Annotated in this window: 17 protein-coding genes and 1 riboswitch; of the genes, 5 read left to right on the top strand and 12 right to left on the bottom strand. The window is 71.8% G+C overall.

The annotated features are described in order from the left end of the window. Nucleotides 1–176: 176 nt before the first annotated feature. Together ACIRQH_RS20905 and ACIRQH_RS20900 are read left to right on the top strand one after the other, a co-directional pair. Nucleotides 177–830: a hypothetical protein gene (locus ACIRQH_RS20905; protein ID WP_358820009.1), complete on the top strand. Its 654-nt coding sequence runs from the start codon at nt 177–179 to the stop codon at nt 828–830. 467 nt (nt 831–1,297) lie between these two features. Next, nucleotides 1,298–3,160, top strand: a complete 1,863-nt coding sequence (locus tag ACIRQH_RS20900) for an AAA family ATPase (RefSeq protein ID WP_358820008.1) — start codon at nt 1,298–1,300, stop codon at nt 3,158–3,160. Between the two features lie 79 nt (nt 3,161–3,239). Here the strand turns inward: ACIRQH_RS20900 and ACIRQH_RS20895 are convergent, their stop codons facing one another. From ACIRQH_RS20895 to ACIRQH_RS20855, 9 genes are all read right to left on the bottom strand, one after another. After that, the gene (locus ACIRQH_RS20895) at nt 3,240–4,358 is read right to left on the bottom strand and encodes a hemolysin family protein (RefSeq protein ID WP_358820007.1); all 1,119 of its coding nucleotides are present in this window, start codon (nt 4,356–4,358) and stop codon (nt 3,240–3,242) included. Beyond that, on the bottom strand, nt 4,355–5,686 hold the full coding sequence (locus ACIRQH_RS20890; RefSeq protein WP_358820006.1) for a hemolysin family protein: 1,332 nt from the start codon (nt 5,684–5,686) through the stop codon (nt 4,355–4,357). The genes ACIRQH_RS20895 and ACIRQH_RS20890 overlap by 4 nt, the downstream gene beginning before the upstream one ends. Nucleotides 5,687–5,883: 197 nt before the next feature. Beyond that, a complete protein-coding gene (locus ACIRQH_RS20885) occupies nt 5,884–6,351 on the bottom strand; it encodes a PH domain-containing protein (RefSeq protein WP_358820005.1) in 468 nt (155 codons plus the stop codon). Between the two features lie 14 nt (nt 6,352–6,365). Beyond that, nucleotides 6,366–7,223 (bottom strand): ATP phosphoribosyltransferase, encoded by an 858-nt coding sequence (hisG, locus tag ACIRQH_RS20880; protein ID WP_355866257.1) that lies wholly within the window; start codon nt 7,221–7,223, stop codon nt 6,366–6,368. Between the two features lie 87 nt (nt 7,224–7,310). After that, nucleotides 7,311–7,583, bottom strand: a complete 273-nt coding sequence (locus ACIRQH_RS20875; RefSeq protein WP_081223298.1) for a phosphoribosyl-ATP diphosphatase — start codon at nt 7,581–7,583, stop codon at nt 7,311–7,313. A gap of 34 nt (nt 7,584–7,617) precedes the next feature. Continuing rightward, nucleotides 7,618–8,103 carry a 6,7-dimethyl-8-ribityllumazine synthase gene (gene ribH, locus ACIRQH_RS20870; protein ID WP_358820004.1) on the bottom strand — a complete coding sequence of 162 codons (486 nt, stop codon included), beginning with the start codon at nt 8,101–8,103 and terminating at the stop codon, nt 7,618–7,620. Between the two features lie 82 nt (nt 8,104–8,185). Beyond that, nucleotides 8,186–9,523 (bottom strand): bifunctional 3,4-dihydroxy-2-butanone-4-phosphate synthase/GTP cyclohydrolase II, encoded by a 1,338-nt coding sequence (locus tag ACIRQH_RS20865; RefSeq protein WP_358820003.1) that lies wholly within the window; start codon nt 9,521–9,523, stop codon nt 8,186–8,188. Then, nucleotides 9,520–10,155 carry a nicotinamide riboside transporter PnuC gene (locus tag ACIRQH_RS20860; RefSeq protein ID WP_388876335.1) on the bottom strand — a complete coding sequence of 212 codons (636 nt, stop codon included), beginning with the start codon at nt 10,153–10,155 and terminating at the stop codon, nt 9,520–9,522. The genes ACIRQH_RS20865 and ACIRQH_RS20860 overlap by 4 nt, the downstream gene beginning before the upstream one ends. After that, nucleotides 10,152–10,787 carry a riboflavin synthase gene (locus tag ACIRQH_RS20855; protein ID WP_081223302.1) on the bottom strand — a complete coding sequence of 212 codons (636 nt, stop codon included), beginning with the start codon at nt 10,785–10,787 and terminating at the stop codon, nt 10,152–10,154. The genes ACIRQH_RS20860 and ACIRQH_RS20855 overlap by 4 nt, the downstream gene beginning before the upstream one ends. A 155-nt stretch (nt 10,788–10,942) precedes the next feature. Continuing rightward, nucleotides 10,943–11,073, bottom strand: a riboswitch (FMN riboswitch). Nucleotides 11,074–11,470: 397 nt separating this feature from the next. Between ACIRQH_RS20855 and ACIRQH_RS20850 the strand changes: the two genes are divergently transcribed. Further along, nucleotides 11,471–12,400 (top strand): RNA polymerase sigma-70 factor, encoded by a 930-nt coding sequence (locus ACIRQH_RS20850; RefSeq protein WP_404226778.1) that lies wholly within the window; start codon nt 11,471–11,473, stop codon nt 12,398–12,400. Nucleotides 12,401–12,592: 192 nt separating this feature from the next. Further along, a complete protein-coding gene (locus ACIRQH_RS20845; RefSeq protein WP_358820000.1) occupies nt 12,593–13,342 on the top strand; it encodes an SDR family oxidoreductase in 750 nt (249 codons plus the stop codon). Nucleotides 13,343–13,354: 12 nt separating this feature from the next. Here the strand turns inward: ACIRQH_RS20845 and ACIRQH_RS20840 are convergent, their stop codons facing one another. Beyond that, complete coding sequence (locus tag ACIRQH_RS20840) at nt 13,355–14,590, bottom strand: ROK family transcriptional regulator (RefSeq protein ID WP_404226777.1); 1,236 nt, start codon at nt 14,588–14,590, stop codon at nt 13,355–13,357. A 130-nt stretch (nt 14,591–14,720) separates the two neighbouring features. Between ACIRQH_RS20840 and ACIRQH_RS20835 the strand changes: the two genes are divergently transcribed. After that, entirely contained in the window at nt 14,721–15,932 is a 1,212-nt protein-coding gene (locus ACIRQH_RS20835; RefSeq protein WP_358819998.1) for an MFS transporter, read from the top strand. Here the strand turns inward: ACIRQH_RS20835 and ACIRQH_RS20830 are convergent. Both ACIRQH_RS20830 and ACIRQH_RS20825 read right to left on the bottom strand, forming a co-directional pair. Next, complete coding sequence (locus tag ACIRQH_RS20830; protein ID WP_358819997.1) at nt 15,892–16,350, bottom strand: thioesterase family protein; 459 nt, start codon at nt 16,348–16,350, stop codon at nt 15,892–15,894. The genes ACIRQH_RS20835 and ACIRQH_RS20830 overlap by 41 nt on opposite strands. Nucleotides 16,351–16,505: 155 nt before the next feature. Then, nucleotides 16,506–17,789, bottom strand: coding sequence for an alginate lyase family protein (locus ACIRQH_RS20825; protein WP_388930434.1), 1,284 nt, complete (start codon nt 17,787–17,789; stop codon nt 16,506–16,508). Nucleotides 17,790–17,809 lie beyond the last annotated feature (20 nt).

Here is a 17,809-nt window from a genome sequence, read left to right as displayed (position 1 = left end):
AGCTTCCCGGAGAACCGGAATGCCGTATCCGAAATACCTGCTTCCGCCGGGACCTGGAACTTCGGAGGCGCCGACGGGATTTCTTGAGGAATGTTCAATCGATAGTTCAACGCAACACCATTCAGCACCCACGGATCCACCGCGCACGGGTCCTCGATAGAATGTTCCCCAGGAATATGCTCACCTCCGATCTCACCCCGGGAAGTCCCATCGACGTCCTCGCCGCCCGGCTGCGCCGGCTGCCGCCCTCCTGCGGGCCCGTCCGCCTCGTCGGCGTCGACGGCCACGCCGGCTCCGGGAAGACCACGTTCGCCGGGGAGTTGGCGGCGGCCCTCGGCGGCGCGCCCGTTCTGCACCTCGACGACGTCGCCACCCACGAGGATCTCTTCGCCTGGACCGGGCGCCTGCTGAGCCAGGTGATCGAGCCGCTGCGGCGGGGCGAGAGCGCGCGGTACACCCCGTACGACTGGACTGCCCGGGAGTTCGGGCCGGTCCGTGAACTGCCCGCCGCGCCCGTGGTGCTGCTCGAGGGCGTCGGAGCGGGGCGTCGCGAGCTGCGTCCGTGGCTCGCGCGGCTGTTGTGGATGGAGTTGCCGCACGACGAGGCCTGGGCGCGCGGGATGCGACGGGACGGTGCGGCGCAGAGCGACTTCTGGGCCGGCTGGGTCCGCGCCGAGCGCCGGCACTTCACGGAGGACCCCTCGCGGCCCTTCGCGCATCATGTGGTGCGGCAGAGTTCCGAGGGGTACGAGGTGCTGCCGGGGCCCGCTGGGACACCAGGACAGGACCTTTTCATCACGCACCGTGACGGACCATCCGCAGTGTGCTGAACTTGTGAAGAGCGGCGCCGGAGAAGTTCTCCCAGTGCCTCAACTCTCCTTGACCGGGGGGCCGTACAGGTCTTACGTTCTGAATGAGCGGCCTTCGGGAGTCGCCCCGCAGTCGCGAAGCCCCCGGTTGTTCCCCCGTGATCGGGGGCTTCGTTCTGCCCACACCCCCATTTTCCGGACGCCCTGCGGCGCCATTCGCTCACCCAGGGTCACCGCCCCTTGTGCGCCCCGTCTGCTCCCACCTCGTGGAACGGGGTGTGCGGCACCCTTCGGCACGCCCATGAACCGCAGGTACGATGCCTCTCGGTGCGACCTTCGGACGGCTGCTCTGCGCACCGCTGCAACTCCCGTCCGTGGCACAGTCGTTCGACCAGAGATGCCGACGGGCACCTGCCCGGCGGCAAGGGAGGTGTCCTGATCCACGAGACACTTCCCGACCATCGGGGGCACGGTTTGTGGGGGACGTGATGGACTTCGGCACGCAGGGCCCCGAGGCCCCGGCCGACCTCGCCTGGCTGCGAGGTGTGGACGCCTACACGATGGGCGCCTACCCGCAGGCGGAGGAGGAGTTCCGCGCCGCGGTCCGGATGGACCCCGGTATGGCGGACGGCTGGCTCGGACTGCACGCGCTACGGGTGGACACGACGACCGCGCTGCTGCGGATGTTCCGGCACCGGGACCGCTTCGGCGAACAACGCGCCCGCCACCGGCGCACCATCAACTCCTGGTACTGGCTGGGCTGGTGGGTGCAGCCGGTGCTGGAGAGCCCGCGGGACCTGCTGCTCGCGCACGCCTCGCACTGGCTCGACGGACGCCATGTACCGGAACTGGACCGGGCGTTGGCCGGTCTGCCGCCGGTCGACGCGGATCACCAGGTGCGGTTCCTGCACGCGTGCCGGGCCTATCTGGTCAAGGACTGGGAGCAGTTGGTCCGGCACACCGACCCGCTGATCGACGATCCGATGCTCGGCATAGAGGCCGGCCTGTTCGGCGGCATGGCACGGGTCAGGCTGGAGATGTTCGGGCACGCCGAGCCGCTGCTGTCGTCCGCGCTGATGCGCTGCCGCAGCGAACAGCCGCAGCGCAAGGAGCTGCGCTACTGGCTGGCCCGCGCCCACGAGGGCACCGGCCGGTCCGCGGCGGCCCTCCCCCTGTACCGGGCCGTGCACCGGGTCGACCCGTCCTTCATGGACACCTCGGCACGGCTCGCCGCCATCTCCGAGGGGGACGGCTACGACGACGCCGCGGCCGACCTCGCGGCGATCACCCTCGCCGGAGTGGGCCAGGACGTCCTGGAAGGCCCGGACGGAGTGGATCCGCTCTTCGGCTCCGAGGGACGGGACCTGAAGCTCTCGGAGCCCGATCCGCCGTCGGGCGGCCTCCAGCCGGAGACCGACGTCTTCCGGGAGAAGGCGATGGTGCCGGTGCAGCCGCTGCCGACCGGCCCGACCGACCCGGCATTATTGGAGGAAGCGCTCGCCGAACTGGAGTGCATGGTCGGCCTGGAACCGGTGAAGCGCCAGGTCAAGGCGCTGTCGGCGCAGTTGAACATGGCTCGGCTGCGCGCCGGGCAGGGCCTCCCGGTGCAGCCGCCCAAACGTCACTTCGTCTTCTCCGGCCCCTCCGGCACCGGCAAGACCACGGTGGCCCGCATCCTCGGCCGGGTCTTCTACGCGCTCGGGCTGCTCGGCGGCGACCATCTGGTGGAGGCCCAGCGGGCCGACCTGGTCGGCGAGTACCTCGGCCAGACCGCCGTGAAGGCCAACGAGCTGATCGACTCGGCGATCGGCGGCGTCCTCTTCGTCGACGAGGCGTACTCGCTGTCCAACTCCGGCTACGGCAAGGGCGACGCGTACGGCGACGAGGCCCTCCAGGTCCTGCTGAAGCGGGCCGAGGACAACCGCGACCACCTCGTCGTCATCCTGGCCGGATACCCCGAGGGCATGGACCGCCTGCTGGCCGCCAACCCCGGTCTCTCCTCCCGCTTCACCAGCCGGGTGGACTTCCCCTCCTACCGCCCCCTCGAACTGACGTCGATAGGCGAGGTGCTGGCCGCCGAGAACGGCGACGTCTGGGACGAGGAGGCGCTCGACGAACTGCGCTCCATCGCCGGCCACGTCGTCGACCAGGGCTGGATCGACGAACTGGGCAACGGCCGCTTCCTGCGCACCCTGTACGAGAAGAGCTGCGCCTACCGCGATCTGCGGCTGACGGGATACACCTCCACCCCGTCCCGCGACGACCTGTCGACGCTGCGGCTGCCGGACCTCATGCAGGCCTACGGGGAGGTCCTGTCGGGACGGGGCCCGCACGACCCGACGGGGATGTGAGAAGGCCCCGGCCTCCGTGGGCCGTACGACCACCGGGGCGGTCGCACGACCCACGGAGTACCGGGGCCCACGCGCACGGTCAGCCGGCCAGCGCCTCCTCCGGAGCGGCCGGGGCCGCACTCGAAGCGGCCGGGGCCGGACTCGGACGGGCCTCGGCGACCCGCACCGGCGTGACGTCCCGGTGCGCCGGGTCGCGCACCTCGCCGACGAGCAGCTCCAGTACGTCCTCCAGCGCCACCAGGCCGAGGACCTTGCCGGCCGCGTCGGCGACCTGGGCGAGGTGGGTGGCGGCCCGCCGCATCACGGTGAGGGCGTCGTCCAGCGGGAGTTCCGCGCGCAGCGTGGTCATCGGGCGCCACATCTGCTGCGGGACCGCGCGCTCGGACTCCTCCAGGTCGAGGACGTCCTTCACATGCAGGTAGCAGCCCATGAACGCGCCGTTCTCCGCGACCACCGGGAACCGGGAGAAGCCCGTGCGCGCGGTGAGCGCGACGACCTGGCCCGGGGTCACCGAGGGGTCCACGGTGATCAGCGAGTCTCCGTCGAGCAGGACGTCGGTGACCGGGCGGGAGCCCAGTTCCAGGGCGTCCTCCAAGCGCTCCTGCTCCTCGGGGTCGAGCAGGCCGGCCTGCCCCGAGTCCTCCACCAGGCGGTTGAGCTGCTCGCTGGTGAAGACCGCCTCGACCTCGTCGCGGGGCTCCACCCGGAACAGCTTGAGGATGAGCCGGGCGCAGGCGCCGAGTCCGAGGGTGACCGGCCGGGCAAGCCGGGCGAAGGCGACGAGACCGGGGCTGAGCCACAGAGCCGTCTTCTCCGGCGCCGCCATCGCGAGGTTCTTCGGGACCATCTCGCCGATCACGAGGTGGAAGAAGACGACGAGGGCGAGCGCGATCACGTAGCCGAGGGGGTGGATCACCCCGTCGGGCAGGTGGACCGCCTCGAAGAGCGGTTCCAGCAGATGGGCGACCGTCGGTTCGGCGACCGCGCCGAGCGTCAGCGAACAGACGGTGATGCCGAACTGGGCCGCCGCCATCATCTGCGGAAGCCGCTCCAGGCCGTACAGGACCTGCCGGGAGCGCGTGGTGCCGAGCGGCTCGATCTGACTGCGCCGCACCGAGACGAGGGCGAACTCGGCGCCGACGAAGAAGCCGTTGGCGAGGACCAGCAGACCGGCGAGAAGAAGTTGGAGAACGCTCATCGGACGGCCTCCGGAGCGAGCGCGGTCCGCACCAGGCGGACGCGTTCGGCGCGGTAGTGGCCGACCTGCCGGACCGACAGACGCCAGCCGGGGAGTTCGGCCTTGTCACCGGGGGCCGGGATCCTGCCGAGCAGGTCGGCGACGAGGCCCGCCACCGTCTCGTACGGCCCCTCGGGCACGTCCAGGCCTATGCGCTGCAGGACGTCCACCCGGCAGCTGCCGTCGGCGTCCCAGGCGGGCCTGCCGTCCTCCGGCGGGGCGGTGGCGAGCTCGGGCGGTTCGCCGAGCACGTCGTCGTGCTCGTCACGGACCTCACCGACGAGCTCCTCGACGATGTCCTCCAGGGTGACGACCCCGGCCGTACCGCCGTACTCGTCGACGACGACGGCGATCGGCTGCTCGCTGCGCAACTGCTCCAGGAGCGGCTGCACGGGCAGCGTCTCCGGGACGAGCAGCGGAGCCTGCGCGATCCGGCCGACGGGGGTGCGCAGCCGGTCGTGCGAGGGGATCGCGAGGGCGTCCTTGAGGTGCACCATGCCCACGATCTCGTCGATCCGCTCCCGGTAGACCGGGAAACGGGACAGGCCGGTGGCACGGGTGAGGTTGACCACGTCCTCGGCGGTCGCCGAGGACTGGAGGGCGCTGACCTTCACGCGCGGCGTCATGACGTGCTGGGCGGTGAGGTCGGCGAGGGACATGGTGCGGACGAAGAGGTCCGCCGTGTCCTGCTCCAGGGCGCCGGCCAGGGCCGAGTGACGAGCCAGGGAGACGAGTTCGCCGGGGGTGCGGGCGGAGGCCAGCTCCTCGGCGGGTTCGACGCCGAGGGCCCGGACGAGCCGGTTGGCGACCGTGTTGAGCGCGGCGATCACCGGCCGGAACAGGCGGGAGAAGGCGTGCTGGGGGCCGGCCACGAACCGGGCGACCTGGAGCGGCTTGGACACCGCCCAGTTCTTGGGTACGAGTTCACCGATCACCATCTGCACGGCGGAGGCCAGCAGCATGCCGACCACGACGGCGATGCCGGGCACCGCCCCTTCGGGCAGGCCGATCGCGGTGAACGGACCGTGGAGCAGCTGGGCGAGCGCCGGTTCGGCGAGCATGCCGACGACGAGGGAGGTGATGGTGATGCCGAGCTGTGTTCCGGAGAGCTGGAACGAGAGCTCCTTGAGCGACTCGACGACCGTGGCGGCGCGCTTGTCGCCTTCGGCCGCGGCCTTCTCGGCTTCGGGGCGCTCGACCGTCACGAGGCCGAACTCGGCGGCCACGAAGAAGCCGTTGGCGAGAATCAGCAGGAACGCCGCGCCAAGGAGCAACAGGGGGATGGTCATGCCGCCGCCTCGCTATGTCGACAGGGGGCGGCGCAGGTACTACAGGACGATCCGTCCATCGCTGGAGGGAGTCACTCCTCGGGTAGCAGGGAGCCTCTGAGGGCGGGGGCCGTATCGGAGGCGGAGGCGCGGTGAAACGCCTCCGCCACCAGATTAATCAAGACATGGGCCCTCAGGGCAGGGTGGAAGGGCGAGAGTCAGCCCTGATGTTCGTCACGCCGCCCACCGGGCTCGCGGACGGAGCGGGCCTCGACGAGGGCGCGCAGGGTCCGGGCGTCCTCGATGGCCCGCCGTTTGGCGATGCCCGGCTGGATACCGAGCACCGGCAGGCTGGTGCCGTCGCTGAGGTCGAGGAACACCCACGGGTCGCCGGGGCGCAGGTTGACCCGGAGGATCTCCGCCCAGTCCAGGCGGCGCCGGCCCGCGATGTTGACCACGGTGACCCCGGTCTCGTCGGCGACGACCTTGGGCCGCGACAGCAGCAGGAGCACGCCGAAGAGCAGGGCGGCGGTGAGGATGAAGCTGAGCCGCTCCCCCGGACTGAGCTGCTCCAGGAGCATCGCGACCGTGGTGATGACCACCAGGATCGCGGCGCCCGCGCCGAGCAGCACGGCCCGGGTACGGGACGGCCGGAAGGTGACGGGGAGGCGGGGAAGGTCCGACATGTCCAGAGGTCCCGTCAGAGCCGGCAGGCGTGGATGGCCGTGGTCAGGATGGCCCGCGCGCCGACGGCGTACAGGTCGTCCATGATCCGCTGGGCCTCCTTGGAGGGGACCATGGCGCGGACGGCGACCCAGCCCTCGTTGTGCAGCGGCGAGATGGTCGGCGACTCCAGGCCCGGGGTGAGGGCGATGGCCTTCTCCAGGTGCTCGGCGCGGCAGTCGTAGTCCATCATCACGTACGTCCGTGCGACGAGGACGCCCTGGAGCCGGCGCAGGAACTGCTGGACCTTGGGCTCGGCGTCCTCGGTGAGGTCGGCTCCGACGCGGCGGATGACGACGGCCTCGGACTTCATGATGGGGTCGCCGAAGACCTCCAGGCCGGCGTTGCGCAGCGAGGTGCCGGTCTCGACGACGTCCGCGATGACCTCGGCGACGCCGAGTTCGATGGCGGTCTCGACGGCGCCGTCGAGGTGCACGACGGAAGCGTCGATGCCGCTGTCGGCGAGGTACTTGCCGACGATGCCCTCGTAGGACGTGGCGACCGTCTTGCCGTTCAGGTCGGCGACGCCGCTCGCGGTGCCCGGCTTGGAGGCGAAGCGGAAGGTGGAGCGGGCGAAGCCGAGCGGGAGGATCTCCTCCGCGCTGGCTCCGGAGTCGATCAGCAGGTCGCGGCCGGTGACGCCGATGTCGAGGCGGCCGGAGGAGACGTAGATCGCGATGTCGCGGGGGCGGAGGTAGAAGAACTCGACCTCGTTGACCGGGTCGACGATCCGCAGTTCCTTGGACTCGCGACGCTGCTGGTAGCCGGCCTCATGCAGCATGTCCGCCGCAGGTCCTGAGAGGGAACCCTTGTTGGGGACGGCGATGCGCAGCATGAGGTCGGCTTCCTTTGCTTGAGGTGGTGCGGGGCTGGGGGCGGGGACGGGTGGACGGGCACTGCGGGGCGATACGGGGGTCGGCCCCTACAGATGCGCGTACACGTCGTCGAGGGAGATCCCGCGCGCGACCATCATCACCTGGACGTGGTACAGCAGCTGCGAGATCTCCTCGGCGGCGGCGTCCTTGCCCTCGTACTCGGCGGCCATCCAGACCTCTGCGGCCTCTTCGACGACCTTCTTGCCGATGGCATGGACGCCCTTGCCGACCAGCTCGGCGGTGCGCGAAGTGGCGGGGTCGCCGGTGGCGGCCTTCTGCTGGAGCTCGGTGAACAGCTCCTCGAACGTCTTCTTGGACATGGTGGTCCTCAGCCTACGCGCTCGGTGCCGTACCTCAGCGCCAGGGTTCGGATACCGAGCGCAGGGTGGCCGCGGTCGCGACGGCGGCGGTGACCGCCTCGTGCCCCTTGTCCTCGTTGGAGCCCTCCAGACCGGCGCGGTCCAGTGCCTGCTCCTCGGTGTCACAGGTCAGCACCCCGAAGCCGATGGGGACTCCGGTGTCGATGGAGACCTTCGTGAGGCCCTGGGTGACGCCCTGGCACACGTACTCGAAGTGGGGCGTTCCGCCGCGGATGACGACGCCGAGCGCGACGATCGCGTCGTAGCCGCGGCCCGCGAGTACCTTGGCCACGACCGGCAGCTCGAAGCTGCCGGGGACCCTCAGCAGGGTCGGCTCGTCGATCCCCAGCTCGTGCAGGGCGCGCAGGGCGCCGTCGACGAGTCCGTCCATCACCTTGTCGTGCCACTGGGCCGCGATGACCGCGACCCGCAGGTCGCCGCAGTTGCGTACGGACAGTTCAGGTGCACCCTTGCCGCTCACGTCTCTCCTCAGTCCCACTGTGCTCTGTTGCCGATAGTGCCGGCGTGTTGCCGGTGTTGCTGTCGTGCCCGGTCGGGCGGTGTCACTGGCTCCCGCAGGCGGACACGGTCGTCGCGTCCAGCCAGGGCAGGTCGTGCCCCATCCGGTCCCGCTTGGTGCGCAGGTAGCGCAGGTTGTGCTCGCCGGCCTGGATGGGCATCGGCTCGCGGCCGGAGACCCGCAGGCCGTGCCGGACGAGCGCGTCGGTCTTGTCGGGGTTGTTGGTCATCAGGCGCAGGCTGCGCACGCCGAGGTCCTCCAGGATCTGCGCGCTCGCCCCGTAGTCCCGGGCGTCGGCCGGCAGGCCCAGTTCCAGGTTGGCGTCCAGGGTGTCCCGGCCGCGCTCCTGGAGTTCGTAGGCGCGCAGCTTGGAGAGCAGTCCGATGCCGCGACCCTCGTGGCCGCGCAGGTAGACGACGATGCCGCGGCCCTCGGCCTGGATGCGTTCCATGGACGTCTGGAGCTGGGGCCCGCAGTCGCAGCGCTGCGAGTGGAAGACGTCACCGGTGAGGCACTCGGAGTGGACGCGGACCAGGACGTCCTCGCCGTCGCCGATCTCGCCGTGGACGAGGGCGACGTGTTCGACGCCGTCGGCGGTCGAGCGGTAGCCGTACCCGGTGAACTCACCGAAGGCGGTGGGCAGGTGGACCTCGGCCTCGCGGCGCACGGCGGGTGCGGCGATCGGCGCCACGCCGTCGGCGGACGGCGCGCTCTCGGCGGCACGGCGGTAGGCGATCAGGTCCTCGATGGAGATGATCGTCAGGCCGTGCTTGCGGGCGAAGGGGATCAGCTCGGGCAGCCGGAGCATCCGGCCGTCCTCGCCGGCGATCTCGACGATCGCCCCCGCCGGGCGCAGGCCGGCGAGCCGGGCCAGGTCGACGGCCGCTTCGGTGTGGCCGTCGCGGGCCAGCACGCCGCCGGGCCGTGCGCGGAGCGGGAAGATGTGGCCGGGGCGCACGAAGTCGTCGGCTCCCGAGGTGCCGTCCGCGAGGAGCCGCAGGGTGGCGGCGCGGTCGGACGCGGAGATGCCGGTGGTCACGCCGTGCGCGGCGGACGCGTCCACCGACACCGTGAACGCCGTCTTCATCGACTCGGTGTTGTCGTCGACCATCTGCGGCAGCCGCAGCCGGTCGAGTTCGTCGCCCTCCATGGGGGCGCAGATCAGCCCGCGGCACTCGCTCATCATGAAGGCGACGATCTCGGGGGTGGCCTTCTCGGCCGCGATGACGAGGTCGCCCTCGTTCTCCCGGTCCTCGTCGTCGACGACCACGACGGGGCGGCCCGCGGCGATGTCCGCGATGGCCTGCTCGACGGGGTCGAGCGCGAAGTCCGAGGCGTCTTGATCGTGCCCGGTGCTGTACCAAACCGGCGTCGTTGTCATGCCGGGGCTCCTTCCATGACGGGCTGCCCGGCCTTGCGGGAACGCAGCCACCAGTCGCGCATGCCCCACAGGACGAGCGCGCCGTACAGGACGTAGACGAAACCGGAGAAGGCGTAGCCGTTGGCGAAGTTGAGGGGGACACCCACCAGGTCGACCAGCAGCCAGGCGAACCAGAACTCGACCATGCCGCGGGCCTGCGCGTACATGGCGACGATCGTGCCGACGAAGATGTAGGCGTCGGGCCAGGGGTCCCAGGACAGCGTCGGGTACGCGTGGAACAGGGCGCCGACCGCGAGCGTGCCCACGGCCGCGGCGCCCACCATGTACCCGCGCTCACGCCAGGTCGCGAACCGCACGGAGACCCGCCCGTCCTTGCCCTCGCCGCGGTTCCACTGCCACCAGCCCCACAGGGCGACGACCATGACCACGACCTGCTTGCCGGCGCTGCCGGTGAGGTGGCCGAAGAAGGCCGCGAAGAGGACGACGCCGGAAAGGAACTGGACCGGCCAGCTCCAGATGGAGCGCCGCCAGCCGAGCGCGAGGGCGAGCAGCCCGATCACGTTGCCGATCATGTCCGACCACTTGATGTGCTGGTCGAAGAGGACGAAGGCCTCGGAGTTGAGCCAGTTCACTGTCCGGCCCCCTGGACGCCGGGCAGACCGGCCGGCTGCTCGCCGCGTGCGCCGAGCAGCCGCTCGACGTACTTGGCGATGACGTCGACCTCGAGGTTGACCGGGTCGCCGGGCTGCTTGTGGCCGAGCGTGGTCAGGTCGAGGGTGGTGGGGATGAGGCTGACGGTGAAGAAGTCGGGGCCCGCGTCGACGACGGTCAGGCTGATGCCGTCGACCGTGACGGAGCCTTTCTCGACCACGTAGCGGGAGAGGTCGGCGGGCAGCGAGACCTTGACGATCTCCCAGTTCTCGGACGGCTTGCGCTCGAGGACGGTGCCGGTGCCGTCGACGTGTCCCTGCACGATGTGGCCGCCGAGGCGGTCGCCCACGGCCATGGGCCGTTCGAGGTTGACGCGCGAGCCGACGGCGAGAGCGCCGAGGCTGGAACGGCTGAGGGTTTCCGCCATGACGTCGGCGGTGAACTCGTCGCCCTCGTGCTCGACGACGGTGAGACAGACACCGTTGACGGCGATGGAGTCCCCGTGCTGTGCGCCCTGCGTGACGACGGGGCCACGCAGACGGAAACGCGAGGCGTCGTCGAGGGTCTCGACGGCGGTGACTTCACCCAGCTCTTCGACGATTCCGGTGAACACTTCCCGGGTCCTCCTGCCTCATAGGGCACGGACTCCGGGGCCTGTCGATGACGACAGAACGAACGGACGACGGCACATCGGAAGCGACGCCGAAAGGGACACTCGTCCCGTAGGACGAGCAGCTACAAACGGCAGCGCGCACGAAGGCCCGCCCGCCGCGCACTGCCTCCCATCCGGACTTTAACCGTCGGTCCAGGAATTTCACCTGGTCAACCGGCCGCTGGAAGCGACCGGGTCGCGGACTGTAACCGCCGGTTCGGAATTACACCGACCCCGGAGTGCGCTGCTTCTGGTACACGGCCAGTGTGCCACGCCCGCTCGGCGACCATGCGGGCGATCCTCTGTGGGGTGGCTCACAGGAGGTCGCCATGGACTTCTGCGTGGCCCCGCCTCCGACCGGCCCGCCGGTCAACCTCCGCCAGGGCGACGGACCTTGGGCGCGTGGCACACCCACTCAAAATTGGTCCATACCTATTGACGCTATGGTCTAGTCCTCTTAGTGTCCTCGACCAAGACTGCGTGATCAACCAGCGCCGGTCCCCCACCATCGACCCGGCGGCGGTGACGAAGGCCCTTGCCCCGCCGCCGGGTCTCCCCAACCGGCACCGCCGGACACGGGCACGGCCCGCCGCCCCTCTCCTCCCGCCCTCCGCCGCGGCCCAGGCCTCTGGGAGGCTGACGGCGTGACCACGAGCCCCGCCGACGAGTTCGAGACCCACCGTCCCCGGCTGTTCGGGCTCGCCTACCGCCTGCTCGGGTCCGCCGCCGACGCGGAGGACGCCGTTCAGGACGCCTATCTGCGCTTCGGCGAGGCCGACCGGCCGGGGATCGGCAGGCCGGGCGCCTGGCTCGCCAAGGTCGTCACCAACCTCTGTCTCAACCGGCTCACCTCCGCCCGCGCGCGACGTGAGCGCTACCCGGGCCCCTGGCTGCCGGAGCCGGTCGTCACCGGGGACGGCGCGCTCGGCCCGCTGGAGTCGGCGGAGCAGCGGGACGCCGTGTCGCTGGCCCTGCTGGTCCTGCTGGAACGTCTCACCCCGACCGAACGGGCCGTCTACGTGCTGCGCGAGGCGTTCGCCTACGGCCACCGGGAGATCGCCGGGGTCCTGGAGCTGAGCGAGGCCAACTGCCGTCAGTTGTACCGGCGGGCGGCACAGCGGATCGCCGCGCCACAGGCCCGCTTCGAGGCCCCTCCGGAGCGGCAGGCCGAGCTTGTCGCCTCCTTCCTCACCGCGGCCCGGGAGGGCGACCTCGCGGGCCTGGAGCGACTGTTCGCCGCCGAGGTCACCTGGTGGTCCGACGGCGGAGGCAAGGTCTCCGCGGCGCGGCGGCCGGTCGTGGGGCGCGACAAGGTGCTGCGCTTCCTGGCGGGTGTCCTCGTCCGGTCCCGGGCGGACGGAGTCCGCCTGTCGGTCACCGAGGTCAACGGCCGCGCCGGGCTGGTCGCGCGCGGGCCCGGAGGCGCGGACGGGAGCGCTGCGGACGGCGCCGTCATCGGTGTGGTCGCGTTCGAGGTGCGCGACGGGGTGTTCACGGGGGTGCGGGCGGTCCTGAACCCCGACAAACTGGAGTTCGTGGGACGCCAGTCGGCGCGGATTCCGGACGGCTCCTGACCTCTGTCGCCGTCGCTGTCCTGTCGGACCCTCGTCGGTCCGCTGCAGTCGGTCGGCGTGACGGGCCGGTCGCGCGGCCGTGCCAGGCGAGGGCCGGGGACGGGTCGGTGTCACATTCGGGCGGGCTGTCCGGTCTCAATTGACGAGGAGGCTCCGCACGGGAGCGTCCCGCGTCGAAAGGGGCTGAACGGCATGACCACGATCCTGGTGACCGGCGGGACCGGAACGCTCGGCCGGCTCGTCTGCGAGCGGCTGCGGGCGAACGGCCACGAGGTGCGGGTACTGAGCCGGCACACCCAGCCGTACGCCGTCGACCTGCGCGAGGGGGGCGCCGCGCTGGACGCGGCCGTCTCCGGGGTGGAGGCGATCGTGCACTGCGCGTCGAGCCCGCGGGGCGGCGACGAACAGGCGGCCGGGCATCTCGTCGCGGCGGCGCGGCGGGCCGCCGTCCCCCATCTGCTCTACATCTCGATCGTCGGCGTCGACGCCGTGCCGATGGGCTACTACAAGACCAAGCTGGCCGTCGAGCGGCTGATCGAGGAGTCGGGACTGGGGTGGACCGTCCTGCGAGCCACGCAGTTCCACGAGCTGGTCGACCAGGTCCTCACCGGACTCGCCAAGCCGCCGCTGCTGCTTCTCCCGGCCGGCGCGTCCGACCAGCCGATCGAGGTCGCCGAGGTCGCCGACCGGCTCGCGGAGCTGGCGGCCGGGGCACCCGCGGGACGGGTCGCGGACATGGGCGGGCCCGAGGTGCGGACGTTCCGTTCGCTGGCCGCCGCCCACCTGCGCGCCACCGGAAAGCGGCGCCCCGTCATCGACGTACGGCTCTGGGGCAGCACCTACCGCGCCTTCCGGGACGGCCACCACCTCACCCCGGAACTCGCCGTGGGCAAGGGAACGTTCGAGGACTTCCTGAAGGTGCGGTACCCGGCGACCCGGTGATCCCGGGCCGGCCTACCGCCCCGGAGGCGGTGCGAACAGCTCGTCCTGGGCGCCGTCGCGGGCGGTCAGCAGGGCGCCGCGCAGCACCGCGCGGCCGCCCAGCGTGCTCGCGCGCACCTCGGTCGGCAGCGGCGACATCCGGACGAGCCGCCGCTCGACCCGCTCGGCGAGAGCGGACCCGCCGGCCCGGCCGACCTCGCCGCCGAGGACCACGCAGCCGGGGTCCAGGACGGCGATGACGGAGGCGGCGCCGATGGCGAGCCGGTCGGCGAGCACGTCCAGGAAGGCCGTCGCCGCCGGGGCGTCGGGACCGGCGGCCACGGCCTGGCGCACGAGCGCTGCGGCGTGCGGTTCGTGTCCTTCCGGCTCCGCCGCGACACCGAGTTCCGCCGCGAGGGCGGCGACCGCCGCGGCCCCGGCGAGGGAGTGGAAGCCACCCTCGCAGTCGGTCGCCGAGGGAAGGGTCGTGGTGCCCGGGACGGGCAGGAAGCCGATCTCGCCGGTGCCTCCGGAGGCGCCGCGGCGCAGCGCGCCGTCGAGGACGACAGCGGCGCCGGTGCCGTGGCCCAGCCAGAGGAGGACGAAGGTGTCGCGGTCGCGTGCGACGCCGTCGCGCTGTTCGGCGAGGGCGGCGAGGTTGGTCTCGTTCTCGACGAGGACGCGGGCCTCGGGCAGTCGTTCCTGGAGGGCGGCGACCAGGCTGCGATGCCATGCGGGCAGGCCCGAGGAGTCACGGAGTTCGCCGGTGGAGGGGTCGATCAGGCCGGGCGCGCCGATGCCGACGGTGTGCAGCCGGCCCCGCCCCCGGACGAGTTCGGGCGGGGGCGCGGCGCCCAGGGCCTGCGCTTCCTTCGCCGCCCGTTCGACCAGCGCGACGGCCTGTTCCACCGCCGGGCCGGTGCCCGTGTCGCCGCCGATGGGCAGGGACGCCTCGGCCAGGACCTCACCGAGCAGGTCGGAGACGACCACCGAGACGCCCTCGGTGCGGATGTCCAGCGCGGCCAGGTGCGCGCGGTCCGCGACGATCCCGTAGACGCGGGCGTTCGGGCCACGCCGCTGCTCCCCCGACTCCCCGACGACCGTGATGAGCCCGGAGTCCGTGAGGCGTTCGACGAGGTCGGCGACGGTGGGCCGGGACAGTCCGGTGAGCTGCTTCAACCGGCTTGCCGTCAAAGGGCCTTCCTGCTGCAACAGGCGCAGGGCGAGCCGGTCGTTGATGGCCCGGGCGGTGCTCGGGGATGCGGGCATGCCGGGAATCCTCCCAGATCGGTGGGACCGCCCCGGACGGGGCGGCGAACGGTCATCTATCTATCAGGCAGGGTTCCTGATAGTTTACGGCGGCAGAGCGGGGAAGTGTGACCCGGGGAGGGGCCCGAGCATGAGTGAAGTGCTGTACGACCGGCGCACGGTGAAGCGCGCGCGGTACGCCGTCGCGGCCGTGTTCGCCGTACACGGAGCCGTCACCGGATCGTTCGCGACCCGCGTGCCGTGGATCCAGGACCATGCCTCGGTCAGTGCGGGGCAGTTGGGGTTCGCCCTCGCCTTCACGGCACTCGGCGCCTCCTGCTCGATGCCGCTGGCCGGACGGATCACCCACCGCTTCGGCAGCCGTACGGCGCTGCGCGGTCTGCTGGCCCTGTGGACGCTGGCGCTGATCCTCCCGTCCGTCGCGCCGAGCCTGCTCACCCTGTGTGTCGCGATGTTCGTGTACGGGGCGACGGCGGGCATGGCCGACGTCGCCATGAACGCGCTGGGGGTCGAGGTCGAACAGCGGCTCGACAAGTCGATCATGTCGGGGCTGCACGGCATGTGGAGCGCCGGTGCCCTGATCGGCTCGGCGGCCGGCACGCTCGCCGCCCACCTGGGCTCGGACGCGCGGGTGCACCACGCGCTGGCCGCGGCGACCCTCACGGTCCTCGGGCTGGTCGCCTGTCGCTGGGTGCTCGACCTGAAGCCCACCGAGGACGAGGAGCCGCCCCCGCGGTTCGCCCTGCCGCCGCGGTCGGCGCTGCTGATCGGCGCGGTCGGCTTCTGCGCGGTGTTCGCGGAGGGCGCGAGCCTGGACTGGTCGGCGGTCTATCTGCGCGACCGGATGGACAGTTCGGCCGGACTGGCGGCCGCGACGACGACCGGCTTCATGCTGACCATGGCGGTGGCCCGGCTGGTCGGCGACACCGTGGTGAACCGCTTCGGCGCCGTGCGCACGGTGCGGGCGGGCGGTGTCCTCGCCGCACTGGGCGGCGTACTGATCGTCGTCGCGGACAGTCCGGCGCCGGCGATGGGCGGCTTCGCGCTGCTCGGTCTCGGCATCGCGGTCGTCGTCCCGCTCTGCTTCGCGGCGGCCGGACACAGCGGCCCCAACCCGAGTCAGGCCATCGCGGGCGTCGCCACCATCACCTACACCTCGGGGCTCGTCGCGCCGAGCCTGATCGGCTCGGTGGCGCAGGCGACGAGCCTGGTCGTGTCGTTCACGCTGGTCACCGTGCTGGTGTGCGGGCTCACCGTGCTCGCCGGGGTGCTGCGCACGGGCGACCGCGACCGCCCGAAGGTCAGTCCGCCGAGCGCAGCAGTTCCCGGCCCGCGCTCCTGAACGACTCGCTCCACGGCGTGGGGCGCAGCGTCGTCGCGTCCAGCCGGACGAGGACGCGGGTGCCGTGGGCGTAGGTCACCGCGCCGTCGGCGGAGCAGAAGCGGAAGCCGTACGTGAGTCCGGTGGTACCGAGGCGTTCCAGCCACAGGTGGACGGCGTACCCGCCGGGGCGGCCGACCGGGACCTCGTAGGTGATCCGCAGTTCCTTGACCGCGTTGCAGGCGTCGCCCGCCGCCTCCCAGTCACCGTCGAAGCCGAAGCCGCGCTCGCTCCAGAGCGCGGTCCAGGCGCGCTCGACCATGACCGGATAGCGGGCGTTGTGCAGCAGGCCGAGCGCGTCGAGATCGTCGAAGTGCACGGTGACGGGCAGCAGCCGGCCATGGGTGAGAACGGGTGCGGCGGGGGCTTCGGCGGTCACGGGCGGGACTCTCCTGGATGTGCTGCGTGCGGCGCGGACGGGGCGGCCCGAGGGGGTGTCGTGCGGCCCTGTCCTGGTCAGGTCCGTACGACATCCTCCGGCTGAAAACATGCCCTTATCCTAAGCAAACGCTCAGGAGTGCCGTCCCGGCGGGATCAGCCCGCGATCGAGTCGAGCTGCTCGGCGGCCGGGCGCAGGGCCCACAGGTCGCCGCCGGGCGGGGCCTCGAGCAGCGGGACGGCCGCCCGGGCCGCCCGGTCCCCGGCGTCGGCCGCCGCGTGCACGACGTCGCTCGCCGCGAACCGGTGGAACTCCAGCTCGGGATGCGGCCACGGCTCGGTGCCGGTCGCGGCGGGCAGCAGGTAGTCCACGGCCTTGAACAGGCTCTGCCCTTCCGGCCCCCGGTACGACCAGAGGTCCACGCCGACGTGCCGGCCGATCGCCGCGAGCCGGGTGTAGGCCACGAGGTCGAAGGTCGAGTAGTGCCAGCTGCGGGTGCGGGCGAGTTCCTGGGGCTGGCTGCCGTCGGCGGCGATCTGCGGGGCGATCCGCAGGGTGCGCGCGGCGAGCACGGTCCGCCGCGCGAGGTCCGTGTCGCCCGTGGCGTACGCGAGGGCGGCGAGCTGCATGTCGTAGAAGGTGCCGTGGTTGTTCTGGGCGGCGCCCTCCTCCTTGCCGAAGGCGCCGTCCGCCAGCCAGTCGCGGAAGGCGATGTTCCAGTCGAGCATCGCCGCGCGGTCGCGCCGGGACCAGCCGGGGGCGCCGGTGTCGAGCAGGGCGATCGCGTCGAGGACGCCGGTGTAGGACTGCGAGAAGTCGATGATGCCGATCGCGCGGCCGTCGTACCTGCAGGGGATGAACTGGCCGTGGTCCAGGTTCGGGTTCATCCGGGTCGCCGGGTCGAGGAACCAGGTGCGCAGGACCTGGGACGCCTTCTCGGCGTACTGCCGTCGTCCCGTGTAGTACCAGGCGAGGGCGAGGTCGTACGTGGAGTCGAAGACCTTCTCGACGTCCTGCCGGTCGGTGCCGGTGTCGACCTCGGGGTTGCGCTGCCCGTCGCGCTGGACGTAGGGGCAGCCCCAGGGGTTGTCGGTGGTGGCGGGCTGCGAGGGCCACCAGTACGGGGCCTGGCTCAGGTAGTCGTGGACGTCGCCGCCGGGCGCGGGCTTCGGCTTGTCGACGACCGTCCAGGGCCCCTGGCCCAGCCAGGTGTCGGCGCGTGCGGTCAAGTCCCGCAGCGAACGGCCGAGTTGCCGGTCGCCGTGGTCGAGGCGGATCCGGGTCCGCTGGAGCCGGTGACCGTCGAGGACGGCGGTTCTCGGTACGGCGGGCACGGCGTGGGCGGGCACCGAGGGGGCGGCGGACGCCGTGGGGACGACGACGGACGCGAGCGCGACGGCGGCAGCCGCGAGCAGGCCCAGTCGGGAACGTGCACTCACAGAACACTCCGATCAGACAT

It is taken from the genome of Streptomyces sp. NPDC102279 (assembly GCF_044766365.1).
Classification (GTDB): Bacteria; Actinomycetota; Actinomycetes; order Streptomycetales; family Streptomycetaceae; genus Streptomyces.
This window is presented reverse-complemented; position numbering and strand designations above follow the sequence as displayed.

Coding starts and splice junctions, on each gene's coding strand:
- ACIRQH_RS20905 (WP_358820009.1), top strand. CDS start 177: ATGCTCACCTCCGATCTCACCCCGGGAAGTCCCATCGACGTCCTCGCC.
- ACIRQH_RS20900 (WP_358820008.1), top strand. CDS start 1,298: ATGGACTTCGGCACGCAGGGCCCCGAGGCCCCGGCCGACCTCGCCTGG.
- ACIRQH_RS20895 (WP_358820007.1), bottom strand. CDS start 4,358: ATGAGCGTTCTCCAACTTCTTCTCGCCGGTCTGCTGGTCCTCGCCAAC.
- ACIRQH_RS20890 (WP_358820006.1), bottom strand. CDS start 5,686: ATGACCATCCCCCTGTTGCTCCTTGGCGCGGCGTTCCTGCTGATTCTC.
- ACIRQH_RS20885 (WP_358820005.1), bottom strand. CDS start 6,351: ATGTCGGACCTTCCCCGCCTCCCCGTCACCTTCCGGCCGTCCCGTACC.
- hisG (WP_355866257.1), bottom strand. CDS start 7,223: ATGCTGCGCATCGCCGTCCCCAACAAGGGTTCCCTCTCAGGACCTGCG.
- ACIRQH_RS20875 (WP_081223298.1), bottom strand. CDS start 7,583: ATGTCCAAGAAGACGTTCGAGGAGCTGTTCACCGAGCTCCAGCAGAAG.
- ACIRQH_RS20865 (WP_358820003.1), bottom strand. CDS start 9,523: ATGACAACGACGCCGGTTTGGTACAGCACCGGGCACGATCAAGACGCC.
- ACIRQH_RS20845 (WP_358820000.1), top strand. CDS start 12,593: ATGACCACGATCCTGGTGACCGGCGGGACCGGAACGCTCGGCCGGCTC.
- ACIRQH_RS20840 (WP_404226777.1), bottom strand. CDS start 14,590: ATGCCCGCATCCCCGAGCACCGCCCGGGCCATCAACGACCGGCTCGCC.
- ACIRQH_RS20835 (WP_358819998.1), top strand. CDS start 14,721: ATGAGTGAAGTGCTGTACGACCGGCGCACGGTGAAGCGCGCGCGGTAC.